Source organism: Micromonospora sp. WMMD712 (assembly GCF_029581295.1).
Lineage (GTDB): Bacteria > Actinomycetota > Actinomycetes > Mycobacteriales > Micromonosporaceae > Micromonospora > Micromonospora carbonacea.
The window spans coordinates 751,178-777,969 of record NZ_CP120743.1; the positions used below are offsets into that span (position 1 = coordinate 751,178).

Annotated in this window: 25 protein-coding genes, 1 tRNA gene and 1 pseudogene; 6 read left to right on the forward strand and 21 right to left on the reverse strand. The window is 76.3% G+C overall.

All coding sequences use genetic code 11. The annotated features are described in order from the left end of the window. The first annotated feature begins 36 nt into the window (after positions 1–36). Positions 37–687, forward strand: coding sequence for a hypothetical protein (locus O7633_RS02975; protein WP_178065413.1), 651 nt, complete (start codon positions 37–39; stop codon positions 685–687). Between the two features lie 24 nt (positions 688–711). Here O7633_RS02975 and O7633_RS02980 read toward each other — a convergent pair whose 3' ends face one another. From O7633_RS02980 to O7633_RS03030, 11 genes are all read right to left on the reverse strand, one after another. Next, complete coding sequence (locus O7633_RS02980) at positions 712–897, reverse strand: hypothetical protein (RefSeq protein WP_278136465.1); 186 nt, start codon at positions 895–897, stop codon at positions 712–714. A gap of 70 nt (positions 898–967) precedes the next feature. Further along, positions 968–1,165, reverse strand: coding sequence for a hypothetical protein (locus tag O7633_RS02985; RefSeq protein WP_043969105.1), 198 nt, complete (start codon positions 1,163–1,165; stop codon positions 968–970). A 59-nt stretch (positions 1,166–1,224) separates the two neighbouring features. After that, positions 1,225–2,988, reverse strand: a complete 1,764-nt coding sequence (selB, locus tag O7633_RS02990; RefSeq protein WP_282325867.1) for a selenocysteine-specific translation elongation factor — start codon at positions 2,986–2,988, stop codon at positions 1,225–1,227. A gap of 38 nt (positions 2,989–3,026) precedes the next feature. Further along, on the reverse strand, positions 3,027–4,325 hold the full coding sequence (selA, locus tag O7633_RS02995) for an L-seryl-tRNA(Sec) selenium transferase (protein ID WP_282325869.1): 1,299 nt from the start codon (positions 4,323–4,325) through the stop codon (positions 3,027–3,029). 23 nt (positions 4,326–4,348) lie between these two features. Next, positions 4,349–4,444, reverse strand: a tRNA-Sec gene (locus O7633_RS03000). Between the two features lie 46 nt (positions 4,445–4,490). Beyond that, a complete protein-coding gene (gene nrfD, locus O7633_RS03005) occupies positions 4,491–5,504 on the reverse strand; it encodes an NrfD/PsrC family molybdoenzyme membrane anchor subunit (RefSeq protein WP_282325870.1) in 1,014 nt (337 codons plus the stop codon). After that, positions 5,501–6,433 (reverse strand): 4Fe-4S dicluster domain-containing protein, encoded by a 933-nt coding sequence (locus O7633_RS03010; RefSeq protein WP_282325871.1) that lies wholly within the window; start codon positions 6,431–6,433, stop codon positions 5,501–5,503. The genes nrfD and O7633_RS03010 overlap by 4 nt, the downstream gene beginning before the upstream one ends. Beyond that, entirely contained in the window at positions 6,426–9,764 is a 3,339-nt protein-coding gene (gene fdh / locus O7633_RS03015) for a formate dehydrogenase (RefSeq protein WP_282325872.1), read from the reverse strand. Before fdh ends, O7633_RS03010 begins: the two co-directional genes overlap by 8 nt. 119 nt (positions 9,765–9,883) lie before the next feature. Continuing rightward, positions 9,884–10,192 carry a MazG-like family protein gene (locus O7633_RS03020; RefSeq protein WP_282325874.1) on the reverse strand — a complete coding sequence of 103 codons (309 nt, stop codon included), beginning with the start codon at positions 10,190–10,192 and terminating at the stop codon, positions 9,884–9,886. A gap of 95 nt (positions 10,193–10,287) precedes the next feature. Further along, on the reverse strand, positions 10,288–10,992 hold the full coding sequence (locus O7633_RS03025; RefSeq protein WP_282325876.1) for a hypothetical protein: 705 nt from the start codon (positions 10,990–10,992) through the stop codon (positions 10,288–10,290). Positions 10,993–11,188: 196 nt separating this feature from the next. After that, positions 11,189–12,316: a DUF3626 domain-containing protein gene (locus O7633_RS03030; RefSeq protein ID WP_282325878.1), complete on the reverse strand. Its 1,128-nt coding sequence runs from the start codon at positions 12,314–12,316 to the stop codon at positions 11,189–11,191. 142 nt (positions 12,317–12,458) lie between these two features. Between O7633_RS03030 and O7633_RS03035 the strand changes: the two genes are divergently transcribed. Beyond that, complete coding sequence (locus tag O7633_RS03035; RefSeq protein WP_282325879.1) at positions 12,459–13,874, forward strand: FGGY-family carbohydrate kinase; 1,416 nt, start codon at positions 12,459–12,461, stop codon at positions 13,872–13,874. 132 nt (positions 13,875–14,006) lie between these two features. On the opposite strand, the gene O7633_RS03040 is transcribed toward O7633_RS03035, so the two are convergent. The 3 genes from O7633_RS03040 to O7633_RS03050 all read right to left on the reverse strand — a co-directional run bounded on the left by O7633_RS03040 (position 14,007) and on the right by O7633_RS03050 (position 17,181). Next, a complete protein-coding gene (locus O7633_RS03040; RefSeq protein ID WP_282325880.1) occupies positions 14,007–14,636 on the reverse strand; it encodes an MBL fold metallo-hydrolase in 630 nt (209 codons plus the stop codon). Beyond that, entirely contained in the window at positions 14,633–15,721 is a 1,089-nt protein-coding gene (locus O7633_RS03045; protein WP_074476366.1) for an S-(hydroxymethyl)mycothiol dehydrogenase, read from the reverse strand. The genes O7633_RS03040 and O7633_RS03045 overlap by 4 nt, the downstream gene beginning before the upstream one ends. Positions 15,722–15,828: 107 nt before the next feature. After that, the gene (locus tag O7633_RS03050) at positions 15,829–17,181 is read right to left on the reverse strand and encodes an MFS transporter (RefSeq protein WP_282325881.1); all 1,353 of its coding nucleotides are present in this window, start codon (positions 17,179–17,181) and stop codon (positions 15,829–15,831) included. Between the two features lie 260 nt (positions 17,182–17,441). On the opposite strand from O7633_RS03050, the gene O7633_RS03055 reads away from it, so the two are divergent. Beyond that, on the forward strand, positions 17,442–18,893 hold the full coding sequence (locus O7633_RS03055; protein ID WP_282325883.1) for a cryptochrome/photolyase family protein: 1,452 nt from the start codon (positions 17,442–17,444) through the stop codon (positions 18,891–18,893). A gap of 51 nt (positions 18,894–18,944) precedes the next feature. Here O7633_RS03055 and O7633_RS03060 read toward each other — a convergent pair whose 3' ends face one another. The 3 genes from O7633_RS03060 to O7633_RS03070 are packed head-to-tail and all read right to left on the reverse strand — an operon-like array spanning position 18,945 to position 22,210. After that, positions 18,945–19,796: an alpha/beta fold hydrolase gene (locus O7633_RS03060; protein WP_278135301.1), complete on the reverse strand. Its 852-nt coding sequence runs from the start codon at positions 19,794–19,796 to the stop codon at positions 18,945–18,947. Beyond that, on the reverse strand, positions 19,793–20,683 hold the full coding sequence (locus tag O7633_RS03065) for an SDR family oxidoreductase (protein ID WP_282325885.1): 891 nt from the start codon (positions 20,681–20,683) through the stop codon (positions 19,793–19,795). Before O7633_RS03065 ends, O7633_RS03060 begins: the two co-directional genes overlap by 4 nt. 24 nt (positions 20,684–20,707) lie before the next feature. Continuing rightward, on the reverse strand, positions 20,708–22,210 hold the full coding sequence (locus O7633_RS03070; protein ID WP_282325887.1) for an NAD(P)/FAD-dependent oxidoreductase: 1,503 nt from the start codon (positions 22,208–22,210) through the stop codon (positions 20,708–20,710). A gap of 268 nt (positions 22,211–22,478) precedes the next feature. Here O7633_RS03070 and O7633_RS03075 point away from each other — a divergent pair, with 268 nt between their 5' ends. Together O7633_RS03075 and O7633_RS03080 are read left to right on the forward strand one after the other, a co-directional pair. Next, a complete protein-coding gene (locus O7633_RS03075) occupies positions 22,479–23,357 on the forward strand; it encodes a pentapeptide repeat-containing protein (RefSeq protein ID WP_282325890.1) in 879 nt (292 codons plus the stop codon). A 60-nt stretch (positions 23,358–23,417) separates the two neighbouring features. Then, positions 23,418–23,648, forward strand: a complete 231-nt coding sequence (locus O7633_RS03080; RefSeq protein ID WP_074476360.1) for a hypothetical protein — start codon at positions 23,418–23,420, stop codon at positions 23,646–23,648. Between the two features lie 17 nt (positions 23,649–23,665). Here O7633_RS03080 and O7633_RS03085 read toward each other — a convergent pair whose 3' ends face one another. Beyond that, positions 23,666–24,442: a WYL domain-containing protein gene (locus tag O7633_RS03085; protein ID WP_348776314.1), complete on the reverse strand. Its 777-nt coding sequence runs from the start codon at positions 24,440–24,442 to the stop codon at positions 23,666–23,668. 118 nt (positions 24,443–24,560) lie between these two features. After that, positions 24,561–24,650 (reverse strand): annotated as a pseudogene (locus tag O7633_RS33120) (hypothetical protein); the annotation flags it as partial. A 131-nt stretch (positions 24,651–24,781) separates the two neighbouring features. Between O7633_RS33120 and O7633_RS03090 the strand changes: the two are divergent. Continuing rightward, positions 24,782–25,243 (forward strand): VOC family protein, encoded by a 462-nt coding sequence (locus O7633_RS03090; RefSeq protein ID WP_282325894.1) that lies wholly within the window; start codon positions 24,782–24,784, stop codon positions 25,241–25,243. A 56-nt stretch (positions 25,244–25,299) separates the two neighbouring features. On the opposite strand, the gene O7633_RS03095 is transcribed toward O7633_RS03090, so the two are convergent. After that, positions 25,300–25,509, reverse strand: coding sequence for a ferredoxin (locus tag O7633_RS03095; RefSeq protein WP_282328457.1), 210 nt, complete (start codon positions 25,507–25,509; stop codon positions 25,300–25,302). Positions 25,510–25,520: 11 nt separating this feature from the next. Continuing rightward, on the reverse strand, positions 25,521–26,741 hold the full coding sequence (locus tag O7633_RS03100; protein WP_282325896.1) for a cytochrome P450: 1,221 nt from the start codon (positions 26,739–26,741) through the stop codon (positions 25,521–25,523). Between the last annotated feature and the right edge of the window lie 51 nt (positions 26,742–26,792).

Genomic DNA, 26,792 nt, shown 5'->3' on the forward strand with positions numbered 1-26,792 from the left:
GCGGATGGGCCGGCGCAGCGTGGGTATCCCGCAGGCGTGGCAGACGACCGGAGGACCGTGCGGGTCCTGCTGGAACAGCAGGGCCGCACGTACGCGCAGGAGGCCGGCATCCGGCTCGCCGACCGGCCGGGCCCGCTGTACCAGCTGCTGGTGCTGGCCACACTGCTGAGCACCCGGATCCGGGCGGGCGTGGCGGTGGCGGCGGCCCGGGAGCTGTTCGCCTGCGGCTACCGCACCCCGCAGGCGATGGCGGCGGCGAGCTGGCAGGCGCGCGTCGACGCGCTGGGCCGCGGGCACTACCGCCGCTACGACGAGCGGACCGCCACCATGCTCGGCGACGGGGCGCGGCTGTGCCTGGACCGCTGGCGCGGCGATCTGCGCCGCCTGCACCGGGAGTCCGGCGGGTCACCGGCGGCGCTGCGGCGGCTGCTCACCGAGTTCCCCGGGATCGGGCCTACCGGTGCGGACATCTTCCTGCGCGAGGCGCAGTCGGTCTGGGCGGACGTGCGCCCGTACGCCGACCGGCGTGCCCTGGCCGGGGCCGGGCTGCTGGGGCTGCCGGCCGACCCGCGCGGGCTGGGTGGGCTGGTCGACGGGGCGGACTTCGGCCGGCTCGCCTCGGCGCTGGTCCGGGTGGCCCTGGACGAGGACTGCGCGCGGGACGTCACGCGCGCCGCCGCCCGCTGAGACCGCAGCCGGGGGCGGTGGGCGTCACTTGGCCGCGTTGTCGCCCGGCCTGGTCAGGTGCCAGGCCAGGGCGGCGGCCAGCACCGCGAGGATCACCACGCCGCCGGACACGCCGCCGCCGTCGTCGGCGCTGCGGCCCCGGCTGCCGAAGTAGATGACCGCGAGGCCGGCGAGCACCGCGACGACCGTCCGCATTCCCCGGTCCTTCACCCCCCGCACGGTACGGAGCCCCACCCGCGCCGAAGTCGGCGAAACGGTCTTTTCACTCGACCGGGGTCGGTCAGTCGGTCTCCAGGTCGTCGAGGGAGATGGCGTGGGTCATCAGCCAGCGGGCGAGCGCCGCCATCCCGAACAGCCACAGCGGGGCCGACTCGGTGGGGCCGTTCGTGGCGAAGATGGCGAAGCGCAGGTCCGGCGCCCGGTACGCCTCGATCCGCCACCGGTGGCTCTTGTCCCGCCAGACCGCCGAAGGGTCCATGACCGCCACGCTAGGCCACCGCCCCACCACGCAGGTGGCGTTGCCGCCGAACCTGCCCGTCAGGGAGGCGGGGACACGACGCTGCGGGCGTCGTCGGGCAGGCGGCGGGTGACGCCCCGCCGGTCCAGCAGCTCCAGCAGTGGCACCGCCACCCGGCGGGTGGTGTCCAGGGCCTGCCGGGCGGCGCTGAGCGTGAACGGCTGCGGAAGCCCGGCGAGGACCCGGGCGGCGGCGTCCACGGCGCCGGGCAGCAGCACCACGCTGTCGGCCAGCCGCAGCAGCGCCCCGGCCCGCACCGCCGCCCCGAGTTCCCGGGGCCCGAGCCCCCACTCGGCGAGGCGGTGCGCCTCCGGGGCCCGGAACGGCCGGTCGGCGTACTCGGCGCGGACGCGGGCCACCGCGCGGGCCACCGGCTCGGGCAGCGCGTCGCCGGCCGACGCGGTGACCCGCCCGGCGGTCACCCGCAGCGGCGGGCGCACGAGGGCCTCCACCAGGGCCCGGTCGGGCAGGCCGAGGCGGTGGCGCAGCACGTCCACGGGGACGCCCGCCTCCAGGGGGTGCTCGGCGGCGTACCGGGTGGTCTCGGCGGTCAGCCGGGCGGCGAGGGCCGCCCAGTGCTCCGGGTCGGCCAGCCAGTCCCCGGCGACGGGGGCGGCGGTGACGGGCACCCCCATCCGGGTCAGCTCCCCCGCCCGGGCCAGGGCGCGGCGGCGCAGCTCCCCCGCCAGGTCGGGGCGGCCGTCGAGGCCGGCGAGGACCCGGGCGCGGGCGGCGGCGGCCCCACGCCGGGCCAGCGGCGGCGGGGCCACGTCCAGCACGGTCACCCCGCCGGCGATCAGGTGCCGGCCGGGGTCGCGCAGCAGCGCCCGGTCGCCGACGAGCAGCGGCAGCGGGCGGGCCAGCCGCAGCCGGGCGGTGTCGACGCCGAGGGGACGCACCCGGGCGGGCACGGCGGCGGAGCCGACGTGCAAGGTGAGCGTCGCCGGCAGGTCGGCCACCGGCTCCCCGGTGACGCGCACGTCGAGCAGGTCGGCGCGGCCGAAGCGGCCGGGGGTGAGCAGCGCCTCGCCGCGGCCGAGCCGGTCGCGGGGCACGTTGCGCAGGTTCACGGCGACCCGGGCCACCGCGTCGACCCGGTCGCGGGCTTCGCCGAGGCGGTGCAGGCCCCGCACGCGTACCTGCTCGCCGGTGCCGGCCAGCTCCAGGTGGTCGCCGACGGTCAGCCGGCCGCCGCCGAGGGTGCCGGTGACCACGGTGCCGGAGCCGGTGATGGTGAACGACCGGTCCACCCACAGCCGCACCGGCGCGTCGGCCGGCGGGTCGGGCAGCCGGGCCGTCAGGCGGTCCAGGGCCGCCCGCAGCTCGGGCAGGCCGGCCCCGGTGACGGCGCTGACCGCGACGGCCTCCACGTGGCCCAGCGAGGTGGCGGCGAGCTGCGTGCGGGCGTGGGCCAGCGCCGGACCCGGGTCGGCCAGGTCCGCGCGGGTCACCACCAGCAGCCCGTACGCGACGCCCAGCGCGTGCAGCGCGGCCAGGTGCTCGGCGGACTGGGGCATCCAGCCCTCGTCGGCGGCGACGACGAACAGCGCGGCGGGCGCGGGGCCGACACCGGCGAGCATGTTCGGCACGAACCGTTCGTGGCCGGGCACGTCGACGAACGCGATGGTGCCGCCGGAGGGCAGCGTGGTCCAGGCGAAGCCGAGGTCGATGGTCATGCCCCGGCGGCGTTCCTCGGCCCACCGGTCCGGTTCCATCCCGGTCAGCGCCCGCACCAGGGTGGACTTGCCGTGGTCGACGTGCCCGGCGGTGGCCACCACCCGCACGTCAGTCCACCACCCGCAGGTCGGCTTCCGCCGGCACGTCAGTCCTCCGCCGGCACGGCCAGCACGGCGGCCCGCAGCGCGTCGTCGGCGGCGGCGGGGACGCAGCGCAGGTCCAGCAGCAGCCGGCCCCGGGTGACCCGGCCGAGCACGGGCGGGTCGCCGAGGCGCAGCGGCCCGGCGTACCGCTCGGGCAGGGCCAGGGCCCACGAGTCCAGCTCGACGCCCGGCGCGCCCCCGCCGCCGACCACGGCGGCCGTGGGCACCACCTCGGCCTTGCAGCCGTCGGCGGTCAGCCGGTCGCGCAGGCGTTCGGTGCGCCGCCGCAGGGCGGCCGGGTCGGCGTGCAGGGCCGCCCGGGTGGGGGTGTCGGGGCCGTGCAGGGTGGCCGCCAGCGCGGCGAGGGTGAGCTTGTCGACCCGCAGGGCGCGGGCCAGGGGGTGCCGGCGCAGCCGGTCGACCAGGCCCGCGTCGCCGAGCAGCAGCCCGGCCTGCGGGCCGCCGAGCAGCTTGTCGCCGCTGGCGGTGACCAGGTGCGCGCCGGCGCGCAGCGTGCCCGCCGCGTCGGGCTCGGCGGGCAGCAGCGGGTCGGGCGCGAGCAGCCCGGAGCCGATGTCGGCGACGACCGGCACGCCCAGGGTGGCCAGCCGGTCGACGCCGACGGCGCTGGTGAAGCCGGTGACCACGAAGTTCGACGGGTGCACCTTCAGCACGAACCCGGTGTCGGGGCCGACCGCGTCGGCGTAGTCGGCGAGGGTGGTGCGGTTGGTGGTGCCCACCTCCCGCAGCCGCGCGCCGGTGCTGGCCAGCAGGTCGGGCAGGCGGAACCCGTCGCCGATCTCCACCAGCTCGCCGCGGCTGACCACGATCTCCCGCCCTGCCGCGAGGGCGGTGGCGGCCAGGACGAGGGCCGCCGCGCCGTTGTTGACCACGTGCACGGCCCCCGCGTCGGGCACGGCGGCGGCGAGCGCGGCGAGGGCGTCGCGGCCCCGCCGGGCCCGCCGGCCGGTGGTCAGGTCCAGCTCCACGTCGGTGTGCCCGGCGGCGGCGGCCACGGCGGCCACGGCGACGGCCGACAGCGGGGCCCGGCCCAGGTTGGTGTGCAGGACGACGCCGGTGGCGTTGAGCACCGCCGCCGGGCCGGCGGCGGGCAGGGCGGCGAGGGCGGCGTCGCGTACCCGATCGGGGGTGATCTCGCCGGCGCGGGCGCGGGCCTGCGCGGCGACGACCGCGGCCTTGACCCGGTCGCGGCCCAGCCGGTCGGCGGCGGCGGCCAGCCGGGGGTCGGCGAGCAGGACGTCGGTGCGCGGGACCCGCCGGCGGGGATCGGCGTCGCGCATCGCGTCCTTCCCACGGAGGTGCCTGGCGGAGACGGACGGGAATCGAACCCGCCTGGCCCGGGTCCCGGACCACACCGGTTTTGAAGACCGGGAGGGGCACCAGCCGCCTGAACGCCTCCACCGGCCATTTGACCACAGCGCCGCGCCCGGCGTGCGGGGAGGGCGTCAGCTCCCGGCGGCGCGACGGTCGAGGCGTGCGCGCTGCGGCACCACCGTGTACTTCGGGTCGCGGGCGGAGGCGACGCCGCCGTGGAAGATGCCGAACCGGGTGGCGACCGACGCGGCGAGCAGCGCCGCGCCGGACAGGCCGGACAGCAGCCGGCTGCGGCGACCGGCCAGCGCGCCGAGGACCCCGGCGGCGGTCAGCGTCCGGCCGGCGCGCAGCAGCCGGCCGGGCACGCCGGTGCGGTAGGGCTCGCTGAGCAGGCCGAGGCGGGTCTCCACCCGGTGCGCGCCCCACAGCTCCAGGGCCGCGCCGGCCACGGCCATCCGCCGGGCCGGGCCGGCCTGGGCGCAGGGCGCGGCGAGCAGGCCCACGCCGGCGCCGCTGGCCAGGGCGCTGCCCGCGAAGATGGCCGGCAGTTCCGGGTACGCCTCGTGCCACGACGGCACCGCCGTGTCGGCGAGCAGCACCCCCGTGTACGTGGCCAGGGCCGGCGCGGTGGCGGCGGCGACCAGGCCGGCGGCCCGCCCGGCGGCGGGCAGCACCCGCCGCCCCACCCCCAGCACGCCCCGTTCGGGCAGCCACGGCGCGGCCTCGGCGACGGCGGCGACCCCGGCGGCGGGGCCGAACACGGTGAGGATCCAGGTGCCCACCGACATCGGGGAGGTCGGCTTCGCCACCCGCAGCATGTGGTGGAAGCGGGCCGGCCGGCCCAGGTCGTTGACGAGGAAGTAGGCGCTGGCGGTGACCGCCGCCAGCGAGGTGACCCGGCCGGCGCGGCGCAACGCCGGCCGCCCGGTGAGCTGCCCGCCGGCGGCCAGCAACGACGACCCGGCGGCCAGCCCGCCGGTGAACAGGTACGCCGCGATGTCCCACTTCCACACCGGCGGCTTCAGGATCGGGCGGCCGTAGTAGGAGGTGAACTCGGCCGGCGGGACGGCCAACTGTTCCCCGCCGCCGCGTCCGGTGCGGTAGCGGCGGAACCGGTCGCCGACCGGCCGGTGCGGTGCGCTCACGAGGATCCTCCGACGAACGCGACGACGGCCGCCGCCGCCATGGCCAGGGCGGCCAGCCCGGCCCGTTTCCACATCCGGGGCAGGTCCCGGGTGGTGACCACCGGGTCGGGCGGCAGCCCGTACACCTCGGGCTCGTCGAGCAGCAGGAAGAACGCGCCGTCGCCGCCGACGCCGTCGGTGGGGTCGTGGCCGTAGAGCCGGGCCTGCGGCACGCCGCGCTCGTGCAGGGTGGCGACCCGGTGCGCCGCCCGTTCCCGCAGCTCGTCGAGGGGGCCGTACTGGATGGACTCGGTGGGGCACGCCTGCGCGCAGGCCGGGGTCAGGCCCGCGCCGAGCCGGTCGTAGCACAGCGTGCACTTCCACGCCCGGCCGTCGCCGGAGCGCTGGTCGATCACCCCGTACGGGCAGGCGGGGATGCAGTAGCCGCAGCCGTTGCAGATGTCCTCCTGCACCACGACCGTGCCGAACTCGGTGCGGAACAGCGACCCGGTGGGGCACACGTCGAGGCAGGCGGCGTGGGTGCAGTGCTTGCACACGTCCGACATCATCAGCCAGCGGAAGTCGGAGCGGGTCTGGGCGCCGGTGTCCCGGCCGGGCGGCCGCGCGCCGGGCATGCCGAGGAACTGCGGGCCGGCGGCGGCGCTGCTGCCCGGCGCGTCGACGGCCGGGGCGGCGGGGCGGGGCTGCTCGACGAACGCCACGTGCCGCCACGAGTTCGCCGTCAGCGCGCCGGTGTTGTCGTAGGACATGCCGAGCAGGTCCAGCCCGGAGCCGGGCACGTCGTTCCACTCCTTGCAGGCGACCTCACACGCCTTGCAGCCGATGCAGACGCTGGTGTCGGTGAAAAAACCCATCCGGGGCCGGGCGTCGGTCCAGCCGGCGTCCGGGGCCGGGTCCAGCGGCCCGTGGCGGCTGTCGGCGTCAGGCATCCCCGCCCCCGTCATGCTCGTGCTCGTCGGCCGACGCGCCCGCCGAGCGTTCGTCGGTGCTGCCGGCCGCGTCGCCGCCGCCCGCCGCGTCGGTGGTCACGATCGGGACCCGGCGCTGCGGGGTCATCCCGGCCCGCCGCCGGTAGTCGGCGACCAGGTCGAGCAGGGCCGGCCCGGTGGGCCGGCGGCCGGGCCGCACGTCGCAGGTGCCGATCTTGCTCTCCTGGATGAGCACGTTCGGGTCCAGGGTGATGCCGAACAGGTCGTTGGCCGAGTCGCCGGTGACCAGCCCCTCGGTGCCGAAATGGTACGGCAGCCAGAGCTGGTGGATGACCCGGCCGTCGACCCGCAACGGGGTGAGCCGTTCGGTGACCAGCACCCTCGCCTCGATCACGGCTCGGCCGCTGACCAGGTGCGCCCAGCCCAGGTGCGTCAGGCCCGCCTCGGCGGCCAGCTCCGGGGAGACCTCCACGAACATCTCCGGCTGCAACTCGGCCAGCGGGCGCACCGTGCGGCTCATCCCGCCGGCCGTGTGGTGCTCGGTGAGCCGGCTGACCGTGAACACGTACGGGAAGACGCCGCTGTGCGCCTCCGGCGGGCTCGGGTTGACCGAGTTGACCGGATGCTCGTAGACCTTGCGGGTCGGGTTGGCCTGCTGCCCGTAGAGGGGGTTGCGCATCGGGGACTCGGCCGGCTCGTAGTGCGCCGGCAGCGGGCCGTCGAGCACCCCGCTGGGCGCGAACAGCCAGGCCTTGCCGTCGCCCTGCATGACGAACGGGTCGTCGCCGGCGATGGCCTCCACCCCGGAGGCGCCCTCCGGTGGCCGGTAGGTGGGCGGCTTCGTCTTCTCGAAGTCCGGCACGTCGTAGCCGGTCCACTCCCCGGCGTCCGGGTCCCACCACACGTACTTCTTGCGCTCGCTCCACGGGCGGCCCTGCGGGTCGGCCGAGGCCCGGTTGTAGAGGGTGCGGCGGTTCGCCGGCCACGCCCAGCCCCACTGCGCCGCCACCCAGTCCTGCTCGTGGCGGGAGCGGCGGCGGGCCGCCTGGTTGACGCCGTCGGCGTAGACGCCGGTGTAGATCCAGCAGCCGACCGCGGTGGAGCCGTCGTCGCGGGCCTGCGCGAACGCCGACAGTGGGCGGCCGGTGGCCACCTCGTACCCGTTGATCTCCCGCAGCACCGCCTCGGCGCTCGGCTCCGCGTGCGGGCCGTGCGTCGGGTAGTCCCAGGTCAGGTCGAGCAGCGCCCGGTCGCGCGGGTGCGGCGACGCGGCCAGCTTCTCCCGCAGCCGCCGGCCGAGGTGGTAGAAGAACCACAGCTCGGAGCGGGCGTCGCCCGGCGGGTCGACGGCCTTCTCCCGCCACTGCAACAGCCGCTGGGTCTGGGTGAACGTGCCCTCCTTCTCCACGTGGGAGGCCGCCGGCAGGAAGAACACCTCGGTGCGGCACTGCTCCGGCACGATCTCCCCGGTGGCCACCTCGGGGCTGTTCTTCCAGAACGTGGCGCTCTCGATGAGGAACAGGTCGCGCACGACCAGCCAGTCGAGGTTGGCCATGCCGAGGCGCTGGGCGCGGCCGTGCGCGGAGCCGACCGCCGGGTTCTGGCCGAGCAGGAAGTAGCCCCGGATCTTCCCGTCGATCATGTTGAGGACCTGCTGGTAGGTGCCGTGGTCGCCGGTCATCCGGGGCAGGTGGCCGTAGCAGAAGTCGTTCTCCGGCGTCGCCGCGTCCCCCCAGTACGCCTTGAGCAGGCTCGCCGCGTACGCCCGCGAGTTGCCCCAGAAACCCTTCTGGCCCGGGTGGCGGATGCTGTCGACCCAGTCGTCGAACGTCTCGTGGTCGGCGTGGTGCGGCATCGGCAGGTAGCCGGGGAGCAGGTTGTAGAGCGTGGGGATGTCGGTGGAGCCCTGGATGCTGGCGTGTCCGCGCAGCGCCAGGATGCCGCCGCCGGGGCGGCCCATGTTGCCCAGCAGGGTCTGGATGATCGCGCCGGTGCGGATGTACTGCACGCCGACGCTGTGCTGCGTCCAACCCACCGAGTAGACCAGCGCGCCGGTGCGTTCCCGGCCCGAGTTGGCCGCCCACGCGTTCGCCAGCTCCAGGAACTTGTCCTGCGGGATGCCGCAGACCCGCTCCACCATCTCCGGGGTGTAGCGGGCGAAGTGCCGCCGCAGGATCTGGTAGACGCAGCGCGGGTGTTGCAGCGTCTCGTCGCGCTGGGTCGGCGCGGGCACCGGCATGCCGTGCGACTCGTGTCGCAGCCCGGCCGCGCTGTCGCGTTCCTTGCCGGTGCCGGTGATCTCGGCGTGGCCCTCGTGGCCGGCGTACTGCCAGCTCGACGTGTCGTACGAGCCGGTGTCGGGGCGGTAGCCGGAGAACAGGCCGTCGAGGTCCTCGGTGTCGGCGAACCGGTCGCTGACGATCGTCGCCGCGTTCGTGTACGCCAGCACGTACTCCCGGAAGTCCAGCTCGTTCTCCAGGATGTGGCGCACCACGCCGCCGAGCAGCGCGATGTCGGTGCCCGCCCGGATCGGCAGGTAGGAGTCGGCGACCGCGCTGGTGCGGGTGAACCGGGGGTCGACGTGGAAGACCTTCGCCCCGCGCCGCTTGGCCTCCATCACCCACTGGAAACCCACCGGGTGGGCCTCGGCCATGTTGGAGCCCTGGATGACGATGACGTCAGCGTTGACCAGGTCCTGTTGGAAGTCCGTCGCGCCGCCGCGACCGAAGCTGGTCCCCAGACCGGGGACGGTGGCGGAGTGTCAAATGCGGGCCTGGTTCTCGATCTGGAGCGCCCCCATCGCCGTGAACAGCTTCTTGATGAGGTAGTTCTCCTCGTTGTCCAGCGTCGCCCCGCCGAGGCTGGAGATGCCCAGCGTGCGGTGCAGCGGCCGGCCCGCGTCGTCGACGTCCTCCCAGGTGGCCTCGCGGGCGGCGAGGATCCGGTCGGCGATCATGTCGACGGCGGTGTCGAGGTCCAGGTCCTCCCACTCGGTCGCGTACGGCCGGCGGTAGCGCACCGTCGTCTGCCGCAGCGGGCTGGTGACCAGGCTCTTGCTGGCCGAACCCTTCGGGCACAGCCGGCCCCGGGAGATCGGGCTGTCCGGGTCGCCCTCGATCTGGGTGACCCGGCCGTCGGTGACGAAGACCCGCTGACCGCAGCCGACCGCGCAGTAGGGGCAGACCGAGCGGGCCACGCTGTCGGCGGTCTCGGTGCGGGCCGTCAGCGCCGCCGAGCGGGCCGACTGGGCCGCCGCGCCCCGGCCGAGCGGGTCGGTGCCGGTGAGCTGCCGGTAGACGGGCCAGCCCGCGAGGAACGTCCGCAGACCCATCGGCGCGCACCCCCTCCCCGGCGACAGAAGCTGACGTTGTTCTGAACATAGGCCAGCGCCCGCCGCGCCGCGACCCTCAGCGGATCTTTTCCGCCGCCGGGGGCGGTGCTCACCGCTGCTCACCGCTGCCGGGAGCGGACCTTCGCGGCGCACGCCAGCAGCGCGGCCCGGGCGTCGCCGCCGAGGCTCTCGATCGCCACCAGCGCCGTGAACGCGACGTCGGCCAGCTCGGCGGTCACGTCGTCGCGGGTGTGGGTGACCCCTTTGCGGGGGTTCTGCCCGAGAACGCCGATCCACGCCCCGGCGGCCTCACCGGCCTCCTCGGTCAACTTGAGGATCCGGCAGGTCAACTCCGCGTCCCCGGCGCCGTTGGCGGCGTCGAGCCACCCGCGCGCCGCCCGCACCGCATCCCAGATCGACTCGTCCATGGCGACAGTGAACCCCGACGGCGGCGCGGGGCCGCGCCCGGGGAGGCGAACGCCCCCGTGCCGGGTCGGCACGGGGGCGTTCGGGTGTCGTCACGTCACCACAGCTGCGCGACGATGTCCGCGGCCTGCTCCTCCCACTGGGCGTACGCGTACGGGTACGCCGACACCTGCACCGTCTGCGCCGCGGCGGTCAGCGGCAGCTCCCGCCAGCCGCCGACGTTCTTCAGCGCCCCGAAGAACGCCTTGGACGCGTACTCCGGGTCGGTGATCTGGTCGGGCGAGCCCCAACCGGACGACGGGCGCTGCTGGAACAGGCCCTGCGAGTCGTGGTCGTTGTACGCGCCGAGGTGGCCGAGGTTGTACAGCTTCGACTCCTGCAGCGAGGTGGCCACGCCGATCACCGCGCCGCGCTCACCGACGCCGCTCTCCTTGGCGGCCTCGACGATGGCCCTGGCGTTGGCCACCTGCGCGTCGTCGAGCGGGATGCGCGACTGCGCGCCCTCGACGCCGTGCGGGATCAGCTCGTCGCGGCTCGGCTTGCCCGTCGACGGGGTCGGCTTGGCGGTGTCCTCGCCGGTGGTCAGGGCGGACTCGGCGGTGGCGGCCTCCCGGGTCCTGCCGGTGGCCAGGTCGATGGCGGCGACGGCACCGGTGTGCGGGCCGGTGGTGACGGGGGCGGCGACGGCCGTGGGGCCGAACGCCAGGCCGCCGAGGACGGCGACGCCGCTGATGGTCAGGACGGTCCTGCGGTTCGTGGTCTTCGCGATGGCCGGGAGCCATCGAGTGAAGTCAGGCTTCACGATGGTTGCCCTTTCGGTCGTCACGACGCGCTCCGGGGTGAGCGCCCCTCGGGACCCGCCCCGGCCGGTGGGGTTTACCGGCGGGCGGTACGGGGGACACAACCAGGCTCACGTGTCCGTCATTCCGGATACGGTGGGCCGCGGCCCGGTTGCGGTCCCGGTCACGCCCGGAACCGGACCCGGCGGCCGACACCGGTCAGCGGGCGCACGGTCTGCCGAACCGGACGAGCACGTGCCAGAGCATCTTGAGGTCCTGGAGCGTGACCGCCACGGGGCCCCGGTCGGCCCACCGGCCGGGCTCGGTGACCGCCGAGGCGGCGGCCCGGCCGATCAGCGCGGCGTCGACCGGTTCACCGGGGCGGGCGAACTCGGCGTGGACCCGGGCGGCCAGCGGCGGGATGCCGGGCCCGCGGAACCCGGCGTCGACCTCGTCGACCGGCAACTCGAAGCCGGCGTGCCAGTGCAGCGCGACCCCGTGGCGGGCCGCCAGGTCGGTCAGCACCCGCCCCACCCGGGTGCCCGCGAACGACGGGTCGAGCACGAACGCCTCGACGTCGCGGCCGAGGACGACCTCACCGTGGATCTGCGCCTCGACGTAGTCGTCCAGCGCACGGGCGTTCGGGCCGGCGCGCCAGGCGTCCCGCCCGTCGCGCAGCAGGGCCCGGACCAGGGTGGCCGGGTCCGTCCCCGCGACGCCGAGGCTGACGCCCGTGCCGGCGGTGGCGTCGAGCAGCTCGGCCAGCACCGGCTCGGGCACGTCGACGGTGCCGAGGTGCGGCGGCTCCAGGTGGCTGTCGCCGAAGCAGAACGTCGCGCGGTCCAGCACCTGCGGCCGCAGCCGCAGGTGGCAGGAGCCGAACCGGGGGCACGCGCCGTCGGGGTGGTCGAGCAGGTTGAGCCCGCCGTACGTCGGACGGTCGCCCGGGAGCACGCCCACCCCCTGGTACGCGCCACCGAACATCGCCTCCTCCCAGCGGTCCCGGTCGCCGCCGGGGAACGCGGTCAGGCCGCCGTTGGAGATGCCCGTGACGAACTGGCTGCGGTAGACGCCCTGCGCGGCCAGCGCGTCGGCGACCGTCCGCCCGTCGGCGAGCAGCCGGTCGGGGTGGAAGTTCACGGTGAGCCGGCCGTGCGCGCCGACCGCCGCGGTCAGCTCCTCCGGCTGGTGGCCGCCGCAGGCGGCCAGGTGCCGCGCGATCACGGCGCGGGCCGCCGGGCGTCGGCGCAGCGCCGACCGGCGCACGTGGGTCAGGGCGGCGGCCTGCGCCGGGGTCAGCGGTGGGTGGCCGGCGGCGGGGCGCGCCGGTCGGGATGGGCGGGGCACAGGCGCCGATTGTGCCGGGCCGCTGCCCGCGGTTGAAGCGCATTTCGCGCCGCCGGCCGGTTGACAGGCACCGGGCCCGATTCGAATAATTCATCTGCTGAACAAATTCCCGCCCGTGTCCCCGAGCCGCGCAGGAGGGCCCGTGCCGCTCGTGGCCGGAGTCGACTCGTCGACCCAGTCGTGCAAGGTCGTCGTCCGCGACGCCGAGACCGGGAAGCTGGTGCGCGAGGGACGCGCGCCGCACCCGCCCGGCACGGCGGTGCCGCCGGCCGCCTGGGAGGCCGCGCTGGCCGACGCCGTCGCGCGGGCCGGCGGCCTGGACGACGTGGCGGCCGCCTCGATCGCCGGGCAGCAGCAGGGCATGGTGTGCCTCGACGCCGACGGCGCGGTGGTCCGCGACGCCGTGCTGTGGAACGACACCCGCTCGGCCGACGCCGCCGTCGACCTGATCGCCGACCTCGGCGGCGGCGAGGCGGGCCGGCGGGCCTGGGCCGAGGCGGTCGGCCTGGTGCCGGTGGCCAGCTTCACCGTCACGAAGCTGCGCTGGCTGGCCTCGGCGGAGCCGCGCAACGCCGCCCGTACCGCCGCGGTGTGCCTGCCGCACGACTGGCTGACGTGGCGGCTGTCCGGCGCGCCGGGGCTCGACGCGCTGCGCACCGACCGCAGCGAGGCCAGCGGGACCGGATACTGGTCGGCCGCCAGCGGCGGCTACCGCCGGGACCTGTTCGGGTTGGCGTTCGGCCGCGACGACGTGCTGCTGCCACAGGTGCTCGCCCCGACCGGGCGGGCCGGCCGGCTGCGCACCGGCGCGCCGCTGGGCGCCGGCGCCGGTGACTGCGCCGCGGCGGCGCTGGGTGTCGGCGCCGGGCCGGGCGACGTGATCGTGTCGATCGGCACCTCCGGCATCGTGTCCACCGTCTCCGCCGTGCCGACCGCCGACCCGAGCGGGACCGTCGCCGGATTCGCCGACGCGACCGGCCGGTTCCTGCCGCTGGTGTGCACGCTCAACGCCGCCCGGGTGCTGGACGCGGCCGCCGCCATGCTGCGGGTGGACCACGCGGGGTTGTCGGCGCTGGCCCTGTCCGCCCCGGCGGGCGCCGACGGGCTGGTCCTGGTGCCCTACCTGGAGGGCGAGCGCACACCGGACCGCCCGCACGCCACCGGGGCCGTGCACGGCCTGACCCTGCGGACCGCCACCCCCGCGCACCTGGCCCGCGCGGTGGTGGAGGGCATGCTGTGCGCGCTCGCCGACGGGCTGGACACGATGCTCGCGCAGGGCACGACGGTCGACCGGGTCATCCTGGTCGGCGGCGGCGCCCGCTCGGAGGCGGTACGCCGGATCGCGCCCGCCGTCTTCGGCCGCCCCGTGCTCGTCCCCCCACCCGGGGAGTACGTCGCCGACGGCGCCGCCCGCCAGGCGGCCTGGATGTTCTCCGGTGGGCCACAGCCGCCACCGTGGACGATCGGGCAGGTGGAGACGCACGAGGCCGACGCCGTGCCGGCGATCCGCGAACGGTACGCGGCGGCCAGGGCGCACGTTCTCGACCGCGCCGGCTGAGCGCGGCACCGCCGCGGGCCGGCGCGGCTGCTGGAGCTGGTGCGCGGCGGCCTGGCCGACGCGGGCTGACAGCAGCGACACGGGCTGACTCCCGCCGGCCGGGATGACCGGCCGGCAGGAGTCAGGTGACCGTCAGTGGCCCCGGGCCAGCCACTGCGCCAGGTGCGGCGCCTCCGCGCCGATGGTGGTGCTGTCGCCGTGGCCGGTGTGCACGACCGTCTCCGGGGGCAGGGTGAACAGCCGGGTCCGGATCGACTCGATGATGGTGCCGAAGTCGCTGTACGAGCGGCCCGTCGCCCCCGGCCCACCGGCGAAGAGGGTGTCGCCGGTGAAGACGACGCCGAGCTGCGGGGCGTGCAGGCTGCACGCCCCGGGGCTGTGGCCGGGGGTGTGCAGCACCCGCAGCGCGGTGCCCGCCACCTCGACGGTCGCGCCGTCGCGCAGCTCGCCGTCGGGGGCCACGTCGGGGTGCACCATGTCCCACAGCACCCGGTCGTCGGGGTGCAGCAGCACCGGCGCGCCGGTGGCCCGGGCGAGCTGCGGGGCCACCCGCACGTGGTCGTCGTGGGCGTGGGTGGCCAGGATCGCCACGACCCGCCGGCCACCGACGGTACGCAGGATCGCGTCGACGTCGTGCGGGGCGTCGACGACGACGCACTCGCTGTCGTCGCCGATCACCCACACGTTGTTGTCGACGTCGAAGGTCTGCCCGTCGAGGGAGAACGTGCCGGAGGTGACGGTGTGGTCGACGCGGGCGGTCACGGGAAGACCACCACCGAACGCAGCACGTCGCCGTGGTGCATCCGGGTGAACGCCTCCTCGACCTGGTCCAGGGCGATCTCCTCGGTGACGAACGCGTCCAGGTCGAGCCGGCCCTGCAGGTACAGCTCGGCCAGCAGCGGGAAGTCGCGGCTGGGCAGGCAGTCGCCGTACCAGCTGGACTTGAGGGCCCCACCGCGGCCGAAGACGTCCAGCAGCGGCAGCTCCACGGTCATCTCCGGGGTGGGCACGCCGACCAGCACGACCGTGCCGGCGAGGTCGCGGGCGTAGAACGCCTGCTTCCACGTCTCGGGGCGGCCGACGGCGTCGATGACGACGTCCGCGCCGAAACCGCCGGTGGCGGCGCGGATCGCCTCCACCGGGTCGGCCTCGGAGGCGTTGACGGTGTGGGTGGCGCCGAACTTGCGGGCCCAGTCGAGCTTGCGGGAGTCGGTGTCCACCGCGACGATCGTCGTCGCCCCGGCCAGGGCCGCACCGGCCACGGCGGCGTCACCGACCCCACCGCAGCCGATGACGGCCACGGAGTCGCCGCGGGTGACGCCGCCGGTGTTCATGGCCGCGCCCAGGCCCGCCATCACCCCGCAGCCGAGCAGGCCCACGGCGGCGGGCCGGGCCGCCGGGTCGACCTTCGTGCACTGCCCGGCGTGCACCAGGGTCTTCTCGGCGAACGCGCCGATGCCCAGCGCCGGCGACAGGACGGTGCCGTCGGCGAGCGTCATCTTCTGCGCGGCGTTGTGGGTGGCGAAGCAGTACCACGGCCGGCCCCGGCGGCAGGCGCGGCATACCCCGCACACGGCCCGCCAGTTGAGCACCACGAAGTCGCCGGGGGCGACGTCGGTGACGCCGTCGCCGACCTGCTCGACGATCCCGGCGGCCTCGTGGCCGAGCAGGAACGGGAACTCGTCGTTGATGCCGCCCTCGCGGTAGTGCAGGTCGGTGTGGCAGACCCCGCACGCCTGGACGCGGACCACCGCCTCGCCGGGCCCCGGGTCGGGCACCACGACGGTGGTGACCTCGACCGGCGCGCCCTTGCGCCGTGCAATGACTCCCCGGACTTCCTGGCTCACGATTCCTCCTGGTCCACACGCTTGTCGGTGTCGCCGCCACCGGGCCCCGGCCGACGACGCGGGACGCGCCGACGGGCTGCCCGCGCCGGTCACGTTCCCCGGCGAAACTACCGCCGATCACCTCGCCGGACCCACCGACGTGCGGGGGTTACCCCCGGCGGGGCGGCCTGGACCGATTCGGCCGGAAGGCCGATGCTCTGCGCGGCGGCGAGGACCCGGCGGGCGGCGGCGCGGTAGCGCAGCACCTGGACCGCGCCGAGCGCCCAGAGGGCGTACTGCACGGCGAAGGCCCACCGGAACGCGGCCAGGTCGGGGGCGGCCCGGCCGGCGGGGGTCGCCAGGTCCAGGACGATCCCGACGGCCAGCACGAGCGCGATCGAGGCGGCGAAGCCGCCGACGTTGACGATGCCGATGGCGCTGCCGATCCGGCTGGCCGGGTTGAACGTGCGGGCGTAGTCGAAGCCGATGACGGAGCCGGGGCCGTTCGCGGCGAGCACCAGCACCAGCACGACCAGCAGCCAGCCCGGGGCGCGGCCCGGCCAGGCCAGCACCACCGCCCACACCCCGGCGGTGGCCGCGGTGACGGCGAGCACGAGCACCGAGCGGCGCAACGGGTAGCGGGCGCACAGGTGGGCGACGACCGGGCCCGCCGCCAGGCTGGCCAGGGTCATCAGGGTGAGCAGCGACGCGGCGGCGGTGGGCGTCATCTGCTGCCCCTGCACCAGGAACGGGTACCCCCACAGCAGGGCGAACACCGAGCCGGAGAACTGGGCGACGAAGTGCGTCCACATCCCCAGCCGGGTGCCGGGCTGCGCCCACGCCGCGGCCAGTTGCCGGCGCACCGTCGTCAGGTCGGGGGCGGACCCGGCGGCGGGCCCCCGGTGCGGGGTGTCCCGGACGACCGCGACGACCGCGGTGAGCACGGTCGCCCCGAGCGCGGCGGCGCCGAGGAACGCCGGGGTCCAGCCCGCGTGGTGCAGCAGCGCCACCAGGGGCACCGCGCCCAGCACCGCGCCGAGCTGACCGAGGGTGCCGGTGAGCTGCACCAGCATCGGGTTGCGCCGGCCCGGGAACCAGAACGCGACGATGCGCAGCACGCTGATGAACGTCATCGCGTCGCCCAGGCCGACCAGCACCCGGGCGGCGACGGCGAGACCGACGTCGGTGGCGACGGCGAAGCAGAGCTGACCGGCGACCATCAGCGCGCCGCCGGCGACGAGGAGCCGGCGGGAGCCGTACCGGTCGAGCAGCACGCCCACCGGCACCTGCATCGCCGCGTACACGGCGAGTTGGGCGACGGTGAAGGTGGCCAGCGTGGCGGCGCTGATGTCGAAGCGGTGCGCAGCGTCGACCCCGGTGACGCCCAGCGAGCCGCGGTGGAACACCGCCGCCACGTACGCGCTGAGGGCGACGGCCCAGACCCCGACGGCCCGGCGGCCGGACGAGGCGGCGGCGCTCACCGCAGGGTCCGTGACACGGCGGTGGGGTGGACCGCCCGGTCGGTGGCCATCAGCGCGGTGACGTCGCCGGCGGCCGCCCGGCGGTGCCCGCCGCCGGTCCGGGATTCGTCATGTATCTATGATGGGCCGCGTTCGGGACGGTGTCCGCGACGGGCGGGCGGAAGGTGGCGCGGGCCACCCCGGCCGCTGTGGCGTGCGCCACTTGATGGACACGCCGGTCCCGGGCGGCGGCGGCGGAACGGACTGGGCAGAATCGACGCATGTCTTCCCGCCGGTGGCTGCTCGCCGATCAACTCGGGCCCCACTTCCTCGACGACCCGGCGCAGCCGGTGCTGCTCGTGGAGGCCCGGGAGTTGTTCCGACGCCGCCCGATGCACCGGCAGAAGGCCCACCTGCTGCTGTCCGCGCTGCGGCACCGCGCCGCCGAGCTGGGCGACCGGGCCCTGCTGGTGCGCGCCGACACGTTCCGGCAGGCTCTGGCCCGCGTCGACGGGCCGGTCGAGGTCTGCCACCCGCCGTCGCGGGCCGGGCTGGCCTTCGCCCGCTCGGTGCCGGGGCTGACCGTCCTGCCGCCGCGTGGCTTCCTCGTGCGTCGGGAGGACTTCGCGGCGTGGGCCGACGCCGACCGCCGGGGCCCGTTGCGGGTGTCCGACTTCTACCGCTGGGCCCGGCGCGAGCACGGCGTGTTCGAGGGCCCGCCGGGGCGGGTCCCGCGTCGCCCCCGCCGCGGCGACGGCGGCGGCCTGGTGGCCCCGGCTCCCCCGCCGATCGTGGAGGACGACATCGACGCGGAGGTCCGCACCGAGCTGGACCGCTGGGAAGGCGACGGCGTGCGGTTCCTCGGCCGCGACGGCCCGCGCCGCTATCCGGCCACCCACGCCGAGGCCGACGCGCGGCTGCGGCACTTCGTGGCGCACCGGCTGCCCGACTACGGCCGCTACCAGGAGGTGATGAGCGCGGGCGACCCGCTGCTGACCCACAGCGTGCTGTCGTCGTCGTTCAACCTGGGGCTGCTCGACCCGGCGCAGGCCGTCCGGGCCGCCGAGGGCGCCTGGCGGGACGGGACCGCGTCGCTGTCGGCGGTGGAGCCGTTCATCCGGGGGCTGCTGGGCTGGCGGGAGTTCCTCTGGCAGCTCTACTGGTATGTCGAGCCGGGCCACCGGGGCACCGACTGGCTGGCCGCGACCGAGCCGCTGCCCGACTGGTTCGCCGACCTGGACGCCGACGCCGTGGAGGCGCGCTGCCTGGCCGACGTGCTCGCCGGGGTCCGCGACCGCGCCTGGGCGCACCACGCGCAGCGCCTGCTGGTGCTCGGCAACTACGCGTTGCAGCGCGGCTGGCGGCCGGCGGAGCTCGCCGACTGGTTCCGGAACTGCTTCGTCGACGGCACCGAATGGGTGATCAACGCGACCGTGATCGGCATGAGCCAGTACGCCGACCTGGGCCGCATCGACACCCGCCCGTACGCCGTCGACGGCCGCTACGTCGACGAGCTCAGCGACTACTGCACCGGGTGCCGCTACCAGCCGGAGACGACGCTGGGCGACCTGGCCTGCCCGTACACCGGGGGGTTCGACGCGTTCCTGCACCGCAACCGCGACCGCCTCGCCGCCGACGCGCGGCTGGTCGCGGAGCTGGCCGAACGCGACGACCCGCAGCTACGCGACGCGGTGCTGGCGCAGGAGGAAAAGCGCGGCAGCAGCCCGCCCTGACGGGCGCGGCGGAACCCGGCCGGTGCGCCTGCGCCGCCACCCGGCGACGCCTCACCGGCCGGCGGCCCGGCCCGCCCAGAAGCCGGTGACGAGGCGGTGGAACTCGTCGGCGCGTTCGACCTGCGGCAGGTGCCCGGTGTCGGCGAACAGGTGGGTGCGGGCCCGGGGCAGCCGGGCCCGGGCGGCGGCGAGGTGGGCGGCGGGCAGGATCAGGTCCCGGTCGCCCCAGACGACCAGGACGGGAACGTCCAGCCGGGCCACCCCGTCGAGGAGTTCCTGACGCCACGGCGCGGCGACGCCCCGCACCGTGCCGAGGCTGCCGACGAGCTCACGCATCACCCGGGCGGCGTGCGGGCGGCGGGCCACCGCCAGCGCCTCGGCGAGGCGGGCGGCGGTGACGTGCCGCCGGTCGTGGAACAGGGCCCGCTCGGTGCGGCGGGCCACGGCCCGGCTCGGCCGCAGCAGCAGCCGGGCCAGTGGCCGCACCGCCAGCAGCCGCAGCCCGATGGTCACCTCACGGCCGAACCCGGCGCTGGCGACCAGCACCAGGCTGGCCGCGCGGGCCGGGTCGTCGACGGCCAGCCGCATGGCGACCGCCCCGCCGAGGGAGTTGCCGACCAGGTGGACGGGGCCGGGCACGCCGAGCGCGTCGAGGCAGTCGGCGGCGGCGCGGGCCAGCGCCGCCAGGGTGTGCGGCCCGTCCAGCGGCGCGGAGCCGCCGTGCCCGGCCAGGTCGAGGCTGATCACCCGGTGGTCGCGGGCGAGCCGCCCGTGCAGCTCGGCGAAGTCGGCGAGGGTGCGGCCGATGCCGTGCAGCAGCAGCACGGGCGGGCCGTCGCCGGTGTCCCGGCACCGGACGGCCCGGCCCCGCACGGTGAGGATGGTGTCGGCCGGTCCGCTCACCCCGGCTCCCCCGGCCCGTCCGCCGGCACCGGCGCGGCGGCGACCGCCTGCGGCCCGGCGGACCGCCGGCCCACGGCGAGGGCCAGGACCCGACCGTACCCGGCGGGGGCGAGCCGGGCCAGCAGGTCGGGCAGCCGCGCCGACCAGCCGATCAGCACCCGGCCCCGACGCCGCCGCACACCGCGCAGGATGGCCTCGGCGGCGGTGGCCGGGTCGATGGACAGCAGCCGCTCGAAGCGGCGGCGGGCGGCCTCGTACTCGTGCACGGGCACGCCGCTGCCGACGCGGGCGTCGGCGGCGATGCGGGTGCGGATGCCGCCGGGGTGCACGCACGTCACCCCGACGCCGTCGCCGGCCAGCTCGTGCCGCAGCGCCTCGGTGAACCCCCGCACGGCGAACTTGCTGGCCGAGTAGGCGGCCTGCCCGGCGGGGGCGATGAGCCCGAAGAGGCTGGACACGTTGACCAGGTGCGCGCCCGGCTCGGCCTTCAGGGCGGGCAGCAGGGCGTGGGTCAGCTGCACCACGGCCCGGAAGTTGACGTCGACCACCCAACCGAACTCGTCCAGGGTGACCTGGTCGAAGCGGCCGCCCAGCGCGACCCCGGCGTTGTTGACCAGCAGCCGCAGCCGCGGGTGCCGCCGCCGCAGCTCCTCGGCGGCCCGTGCGGTGGCGGCGGCGTCGGCCAGGTCGACCACGACGGTGTCGACGCGCCGGCCGGGGTGGGCGGCGCGCAGCGCGGCGGCCACGGCGGCGAGCCGGCCGGCGTCGCGGTCGAGCAGCACCAGGTCGGCGCCGCGCCGCGCCAGGCCGTCGGCGAGCGCCGCGCCGATGCCGCCGGCCGCCCCGGTCACCACGGCGGTGCCCGCCGCGAAGTCGAACCTGCGCACGTCGCTCTCCCCTCGCCCGGCCGGTCAGCCGGCGGTCGTGCCGGCCGGGTGGGCCGGGTCGCGTCGCTGGGCCGGGGCGCGCGAGAACCGCACGCCGGCGTCGGTGAGCCGGCCGTGCCGCATCAGCAGCAGGTCGCGCACGTAGTTCTGGTGCAGCCGCCACGGCGCGGCCGCGCCCTGCTTGGGCAGCGCGTCGACGCTGCGCAGCACGTACCCGGCCTTGAGGTCGATGATCGGCTCCAGCGGGCCGCCGGCGGGGGCCAACGGGGTGACGACCTGCTGGCCGGTGGCGTCCAGGTGCCGCAGCAGCCGGCACACGTACGTGGCGACGAGGTCGGCCTTGAGCGTCCAGGACGCGTTGGTGTAGCCGATGGTCATCGCGAAGTTCGGCACCTGCGACAGCATCATGCCCTTGTAGGCGACCGTCGCGGCGAGGTCGACGTCGCGCCCGTCGACGGTGAGCGTCATCCCGCCGAGGGCGAGCAGGTCGAGGCCGGTGGCGGTGACGACGACGTCGGCGGTCAGCTCGACGCCGGAGGCGAGCCGGATGCCGGTCGGGGTGAACGTGTCGATCCGGTCGGTCACCACGTCGGCCCGGCCGCCGCCCAGGGCGGCGAACAGGTCCCCGTCGGGGGCCACGCACAGCCGCTGGTCCCACGGGTCGTAGCGGGGCGAGAAGTGCCGGTCGACGTCGTAGCCGGCCGGCAGGCGACCGGACGCCGCGCGCCGCAGGTACCGCCTGACCAGCGTCGGGGCGCGGCGGCTGAGCTGGTAGTTGGCGGTGCCGAGCAGCACGTTCTTCCACCGCACCACCGGATACGCGGCCTTCGCCGGCAGCCACCGCCGCAGCGCGTCGGCGAGCACGTCGCGCGACGGCAACGCGATGACGTACGTCGGTGAGCGCTGGAGCATGGTGACGTGGGCGGCCCGCCGCGCCAACTCCGGCACGAGGGTGACGGCGGTGGCGCCGCTGCCGATCACGACGACCCGCGCGCCGGTGTGGTCGAGGTCGGCCGGCCAGTGCTGCGGGTGCACCAGCCGCCCGGTGTAGGAGTCGACGCCCGGCAGGTCGGGGGTGTGGCCGGCGTCGTAGCGGTAGTAGCCGGAGCAGACGAACAGGAACCCGCAGGTGACGGTGACGCCCTCGCCGGTGTCGTCGCGGTGGGCGCGCACCGTCCAGCGGGCCGTGGCGCCGTCCCACCGGGCGGCGAGGACCCGGTGGTGGAACCGGATGTGCCGGTCGACCCCGTGCTCGCGGGCCGTGTCGCGCACGTAGGCGCGGATCGACTCGCCGTCGGCGATGGCCCGCGGGTTCGTCCACGGCTTGAACGAGTAGCCGAGGGTGAACATGTCCGAGTCCGACCGCACGCCCGGGTAGCGGAACAGGTCCCAGGTGCCGCCGATCGCGGCGCGCGCCTCCAGCACCGCGTACGTCTTGTCGGGGCAGGCGCGGCGCAGGTGGCAGGCGGCGCCGACGCCGGACAGGCCGGCGCCGACGATCAGCACGTCGACGTGGTCGCAAACCATGACGTGTCTCCCGTCGCAGGCGGTGAACCGGACACTATCCACCACCGTCGACGGCGGTCAACGCGCGGCCGCGGTGGCGCGGTCGCCGCCCCGGGCGCGCCCGCCGTGGTCCGGTACCCGCCTTTGCGCGGCGCACGCGGGTGCCGCAGCCCCCCGGGGGCCGCCGCGCGGCCCCTGCCGGCGGGGCGGCCCCCGGCCGGCGGGACAATGGGCGGGCCCCGGGGTGCGCCGCCGACGCCGTCCCGATGTCTTCCAGGAGAGGGCCGACGTGTCCGACACCGCCCCGCCGGGCCCCGGCGACGAGTTGCGGGCCGACTGCGCCCGCTGCGTCGGGCTGTGCTGCGTGGCGCCCGCGTTCGCCGCCTCGTCGGACTTCGCCGTGGACAAGCCGGCGGGTCGGCCGTGCCCGAACCTCGGCGACGACTTCCGCTGCGGCATCCACCGGGACCTGCGGGCCCGGGGTTTCGCCGGGTGCACCGTCTTCGACTGTTTCGGGGCGGGCCAACGGGTCGCCCAGGTGACCTTCGGCGGCCGCGACTGGCGCACGACGCCCGGCGAGGCGACCCGCATGTTCGACGTGTTCGCCGTGCTGCGGCCCCTGCACGAGCTGCTGTGGTATCTGACGCAGGCGGCGGCGCTGACCGGGCCGGGACCGCTGCGCGTCGAGCTGGACGCGGCGCTGGCGCAGACCCGGCGGCTGGCCGCCGGCACCCCCGACCAGGTGCTCGCCGTGGACGTCGACGCGCACCGGGGGCGGGTGAACCCGCTGCTGGTGCGGGTGAGCGAACAGGTCCGGGGCGAACGGGCCGGCGCGGACCGACGGGGGGCGGTGCTCGTCGCCGCCGACCTGCGCCGGGCCGACCTGGTCGGGGCGAACCTGCGCGGCGCGGTGCTGCTCGGGGCGGACCTGCGCGGCGTGGACCTCACGCTGGCCGACCTCACCGGCGTCGACCTGCGCGGCGCGGACCTGCGGGGGGCGGACCTGCGCGGCGCGCTGTTCGTACACCAGTCGCAGGTCGACGCGGCCCGGGGCGACCACCGCAGCGGCCTTCCGGCGGCGCTGACCCGCCCCGCGCACTGGTCGCTGCCGGTCGTCGCGGCCCGCCGCCGCAGCGCGGGCCGGGCGGGCCGGGGCCGCCGCCGCTGACCGGCGTGTTCTCCGCCGGCCGGGACGTTTGCCGGCCGGTCAGCCGGGCACGACTGTCCCATGACCAGTGAACGACGCGTCGACCGGGCCAGCACCGACGAGCCGGACGGTGTGCCGGCGATGGAGGCGTCCCTGCGCCCGCCGGGCGACTCGGTGCGCAGCGGCGCCGACAGCGGGGACGACTTCGCGGACCTGCCGGCGGAGCAGGCCCGCCCGGCCCGGGACACCAGCCGGGCCGGCTACGACGTCGACGCCGTCTCCGGCGCCGCCGACCCGTCCCGCGAGGGCTGACCCGCCCGCCGTCGGCGTCAACCGTCGGTGCGGCGGACCCGCGCGGCGCGGGTGAACCGGCGGGCCAGCCGCGCGAACGCGTCGGCGAGTTCGTCGGGGCCGACGACGTGGATGTCGGCGTCGTAGCGGGCGACGGCGGCGGCGAGGCTGGGCCAGGACCAGGAGCCGAGGGTGAGCCGGCAACGGTCGACGCCGAACTCCTCCACGAGTCCCTCGCGGGTGTAGCGGGCCACGGTCGCGGCGGGCAGGTCGAGGATCACCGTGCCCCGGCAGGGCCACTGCCCCGCGGCGTCCCCGCTGCCCCGGAACGTGCCGGTGACGAACCGGGCCACCTCGCCCCCGGGCAGCGGGCGGGGGGCGAACCGCGGCCCGTTCGGCGTGCGCAGCCGCATCCGGTCCAGCCGGAAGGTGCGCCAGTCTGCGCGGTCGAGATCCCACGCGACCAGATACCAGCGGCCGTCCCAGGTGACCACGTGGTGCGGCTCGGCGCGGCGGGCGGGCCGGTCCCCGCCGTCGTAGTCGAACCGGAGGACCTCGCGGGCGTGGGCGGCGGCGCTGACGGCCAGCAGCACGTCGCCGTCGACCGGCGCGGCCGGCCGGCTGGTGGGCCGCTGCACGGCGGTGACGCCGAGCGCGTCGACGCGATGCCGCAGCCGGGCCGGCAGCACCTGCCGGACGGTGTGCAGCGCCCGTTCGGCGTCCTGGCCGACGCCGCCGTCGGTGGTCGCGGCGACCTGTAGGGCGACGGTGAGGGCGACGGCCTGCCGGTCGTCGAACAACAGCGGCGGCAGCACGACACCGGCGTGGAGCCGGTAGCCGCCGTGTGGGCCCTTCCCGGCGGCGATGGGATAGCCGATCCCGGAGCCGGTCGACGTCGCGGCGCACGGTGCGCAGGCTGACCTCCAGGCGGTCGGCCAGCGCCGCGCCGGACCAGTCCCGGCGCGTCTGCAACAGCGACAGCAGGGACAGCAGCCGCGCGGATGTCGTCCGCATACCCCGCATTCTGCCCGCACATGGGTGCCAGCAGCTGACACCCACTGCTGCGAGTCTTGGCGCCCCGCCGGCCGGCCGGGCGATCCGGTCACGGCCGCCGCCCCGCCGGTCCGGCACGACGACACCCAAGGAGCAACCCCATGGCCATCGCCACCACCACCCACCTCAACTTCCGCGGCGACGCGCGGGCGGCGCTGGAGTTCTACCGGTCGGTGTTCGGCGGTCACCTCACCGTCGTCGCCTACGGCGACTTCGGCATGCCGAGGGACCTCCCCGACGCCGACAAGGTCGTCTTCGGTCAGGTCACGGCCGACAACGGCTTCAGGATCATGGCCTACGACGTGCCCGGCGGCGCGCCCGCCGTGGCCGCGCGCGCCGCCACCACCCGCGACAACGGCACGACGCTGACCGGCGAGCCGTTCTTCGTCTCCGTGCGCGGCGACAGCGCCGACGAGGTCGGCGCGCTGTGGGACCGGCTCGCCGACGGCGCGCAGGTCATCGAGACGTACGGCCCGTCGCCGTGGGCGCCCGGCTTCGGGATGCTGACCGACCGTTTCGGCGTCACCTGGATCCTCGACGTCGCCGCCGCCCACGCCGGCTGAGCGCGCCGCGCTGCGCCGGTGCGGGGCCGCGGCCCCGTACCGACGCGGCGGCGTCGTCAGCGTCCCGTCGTCGACGTGAGGTGGATGGCGCCCGCCGGGCACGTCTCGACGGCCCGCCGGACCCGGTCGGCCGCCTCCGGCGGCGGGTCGGGCCGCAGTAGCAGCACCAGCCCGTCGGTGTCGTCCTGGTCGAAGACCTCCGGGGCGGCCACCACGCAGTTGCCGGACCCGCAGCAGCTGCCCCGGTCCACCGCCACCCGCACCACGCCCACCTGGCTCACCAGGTCACCGGCAGGCTGTTGAGGCCGAACACGACAGACGTGTCGCGGGTCGACGCCTGCTGCGGCCCGACCTCGGCCCGCAGGGTCGGGAAGCGGTCGGCCAACCCCAGCAGGGCGATGCGCAGCTCCGCGCGGGCCAGCGGCTGGCCGATGCACTGGTGCACCCCGAAGCCGAACGCGAGGTGCTGGTGGGCCTGCCGGTACGGGTCGAACTCCTCCGGGTCGTCGAAGACCCCCGGGTCGCGGTTGGCCAGCGACAGCACCGCGATGACGCCCTCCCCCGCCCGGATGGCCTGGCCGCCGATCTCGGCGTCGACCAGAGCCAGCCGGGGCAGCCCCGTGCGGACCACGCTGAGGTAGCGCAGCAGCTCCTCGACGAGGTCGGCCGCCCGGTGCGGGGACTCACGCAGCGCCGCGAAGCGGCCCGGCTCGCGCAGCATCAGCAGGGTGCTCAGGCCGATCATGTTGGCCGTGGTCTCGTGGCCGGCGACGAGCAGCAGCAGGGCCATCCCGACCAGCTCGTCGACGGTGAGCTGCCCGGTGACGACCCGGTCGCGCACCAGCCGGCTGATCAGGTCGTCGCCGCCGGTGTCGCCGCGCCGGGCGACGACCAGCTCGTGCAGGTAGTCGCGCAGCTCCTGCGCGTGGGCGCGGAACACCTCCGGCGACGTCCTGCGGTCCAGCAGCGAGCGGCTGCGGACCTGGAAGAAGTCGTGGTCGGCGTAGGGGACGCCGAGCAGGTGACAGATCACGATGGACGGCACCGGCAGGGCGAACGTCTCGACCAGGTCGGCCGGCGGGCCGGCCGCGGCCAGGTCGGCCAGCGCCCCGTCGACCGTCTGCTGGATCAACGGCTCGATCCGCCGCACATTCTTGATCATGAATTCGGCGGTGAGCATCCGGCGTAGCCGGGCGTGTTCCTCACCGTCCATCCGGATGAAAGCACCCTGCCGGCCCGACTCCGACTGCGGGGGCAGCGGACGCACCAGCGGGAACCCCGGACGCTCCAGGTCGGCGCTGAACCCGGGGTGGCGCAGCACCTGACGCACGTCGGCGTGCCGGGTGACCAGCCAGGCGGGCACGCCCGTCGGCAGCCGGACCCGGGTCACCGGCCCCACGAGCCGGTGCCGCTGCTCCTCGTCGAGCAGCGCGAACGGACCATGGTCGAGAGTGGACGCCGGCCAGAGGGGCAGGTCGGTAGCGGCGGTCGCGGTCACGCGGACACCTCCCGTGACAACCGAGGGTAACGCCATCGATCCGCAACGTTA

What these genes read in the sequence shown, in the direction of transcription:
- O7633_RS03020 (WP_282325874.1), bottom strand. Translation starts at nt 10,192, where the DNA reads ATGGACGAGTCGATCTGGGATGCGGTGCGGGCGGCGCGCGGGTGGCTC.
- O7633_RS02985 (WP_043969105.1), bottom strand. Translation starts at nt 1,165, where the DNA reads ATGGACCCTTCGGCGGTCTGGCGGGACAAGAGCCACCGGTGGCGGATC.
- O7633_RS03090 (WP_282325894.1), top strand. Translation starts at nt 24,782, where the DNA reads ATGGCCATCGCCACCACCACCCACCTCAACTTCCGCGGCGACGCGCGG.
- O7633_RS03070 (WP_282325887.1), bottom strand. Translation starts at nt 22,210, where the DNA reads ATGGTTTGCGACCACGTCGACGTGCTGATCGTCGGCGCCGGCCTGTCC.
- O7633_RS03010 (WP_282325871.1), bottom strand. Translation starts at nt 6,433, where the DNA reads ATGCCTGACGCCGACAGCCGCCACGGGCCGCTGGACCCGGCCCCGGAC.
- O7633_RS03055 (WP_282325883.1), top strand. Translation starts at nt 17,442, where the DNA reads ATGTCTTCCCGCCGGTGGCTGCTCGCCGATCAACTCGGGCCCCACTTC.
- O7633_RS03080 (WP_074476360.1), top strand. Translation starts at nt 23,418, where the DNA reads ATGACCAGTGAACGACGCGTCGACCGGGCCAGCACCGACGAGCCGGAC.
- selA (WP_282325869.1), bottom strand. Translation starts at nt 4,325, where the DNA reads ATGCGCGACGCCGATCCCCGCCGGCGGGTCCCGCGCACCGACGTCCTG.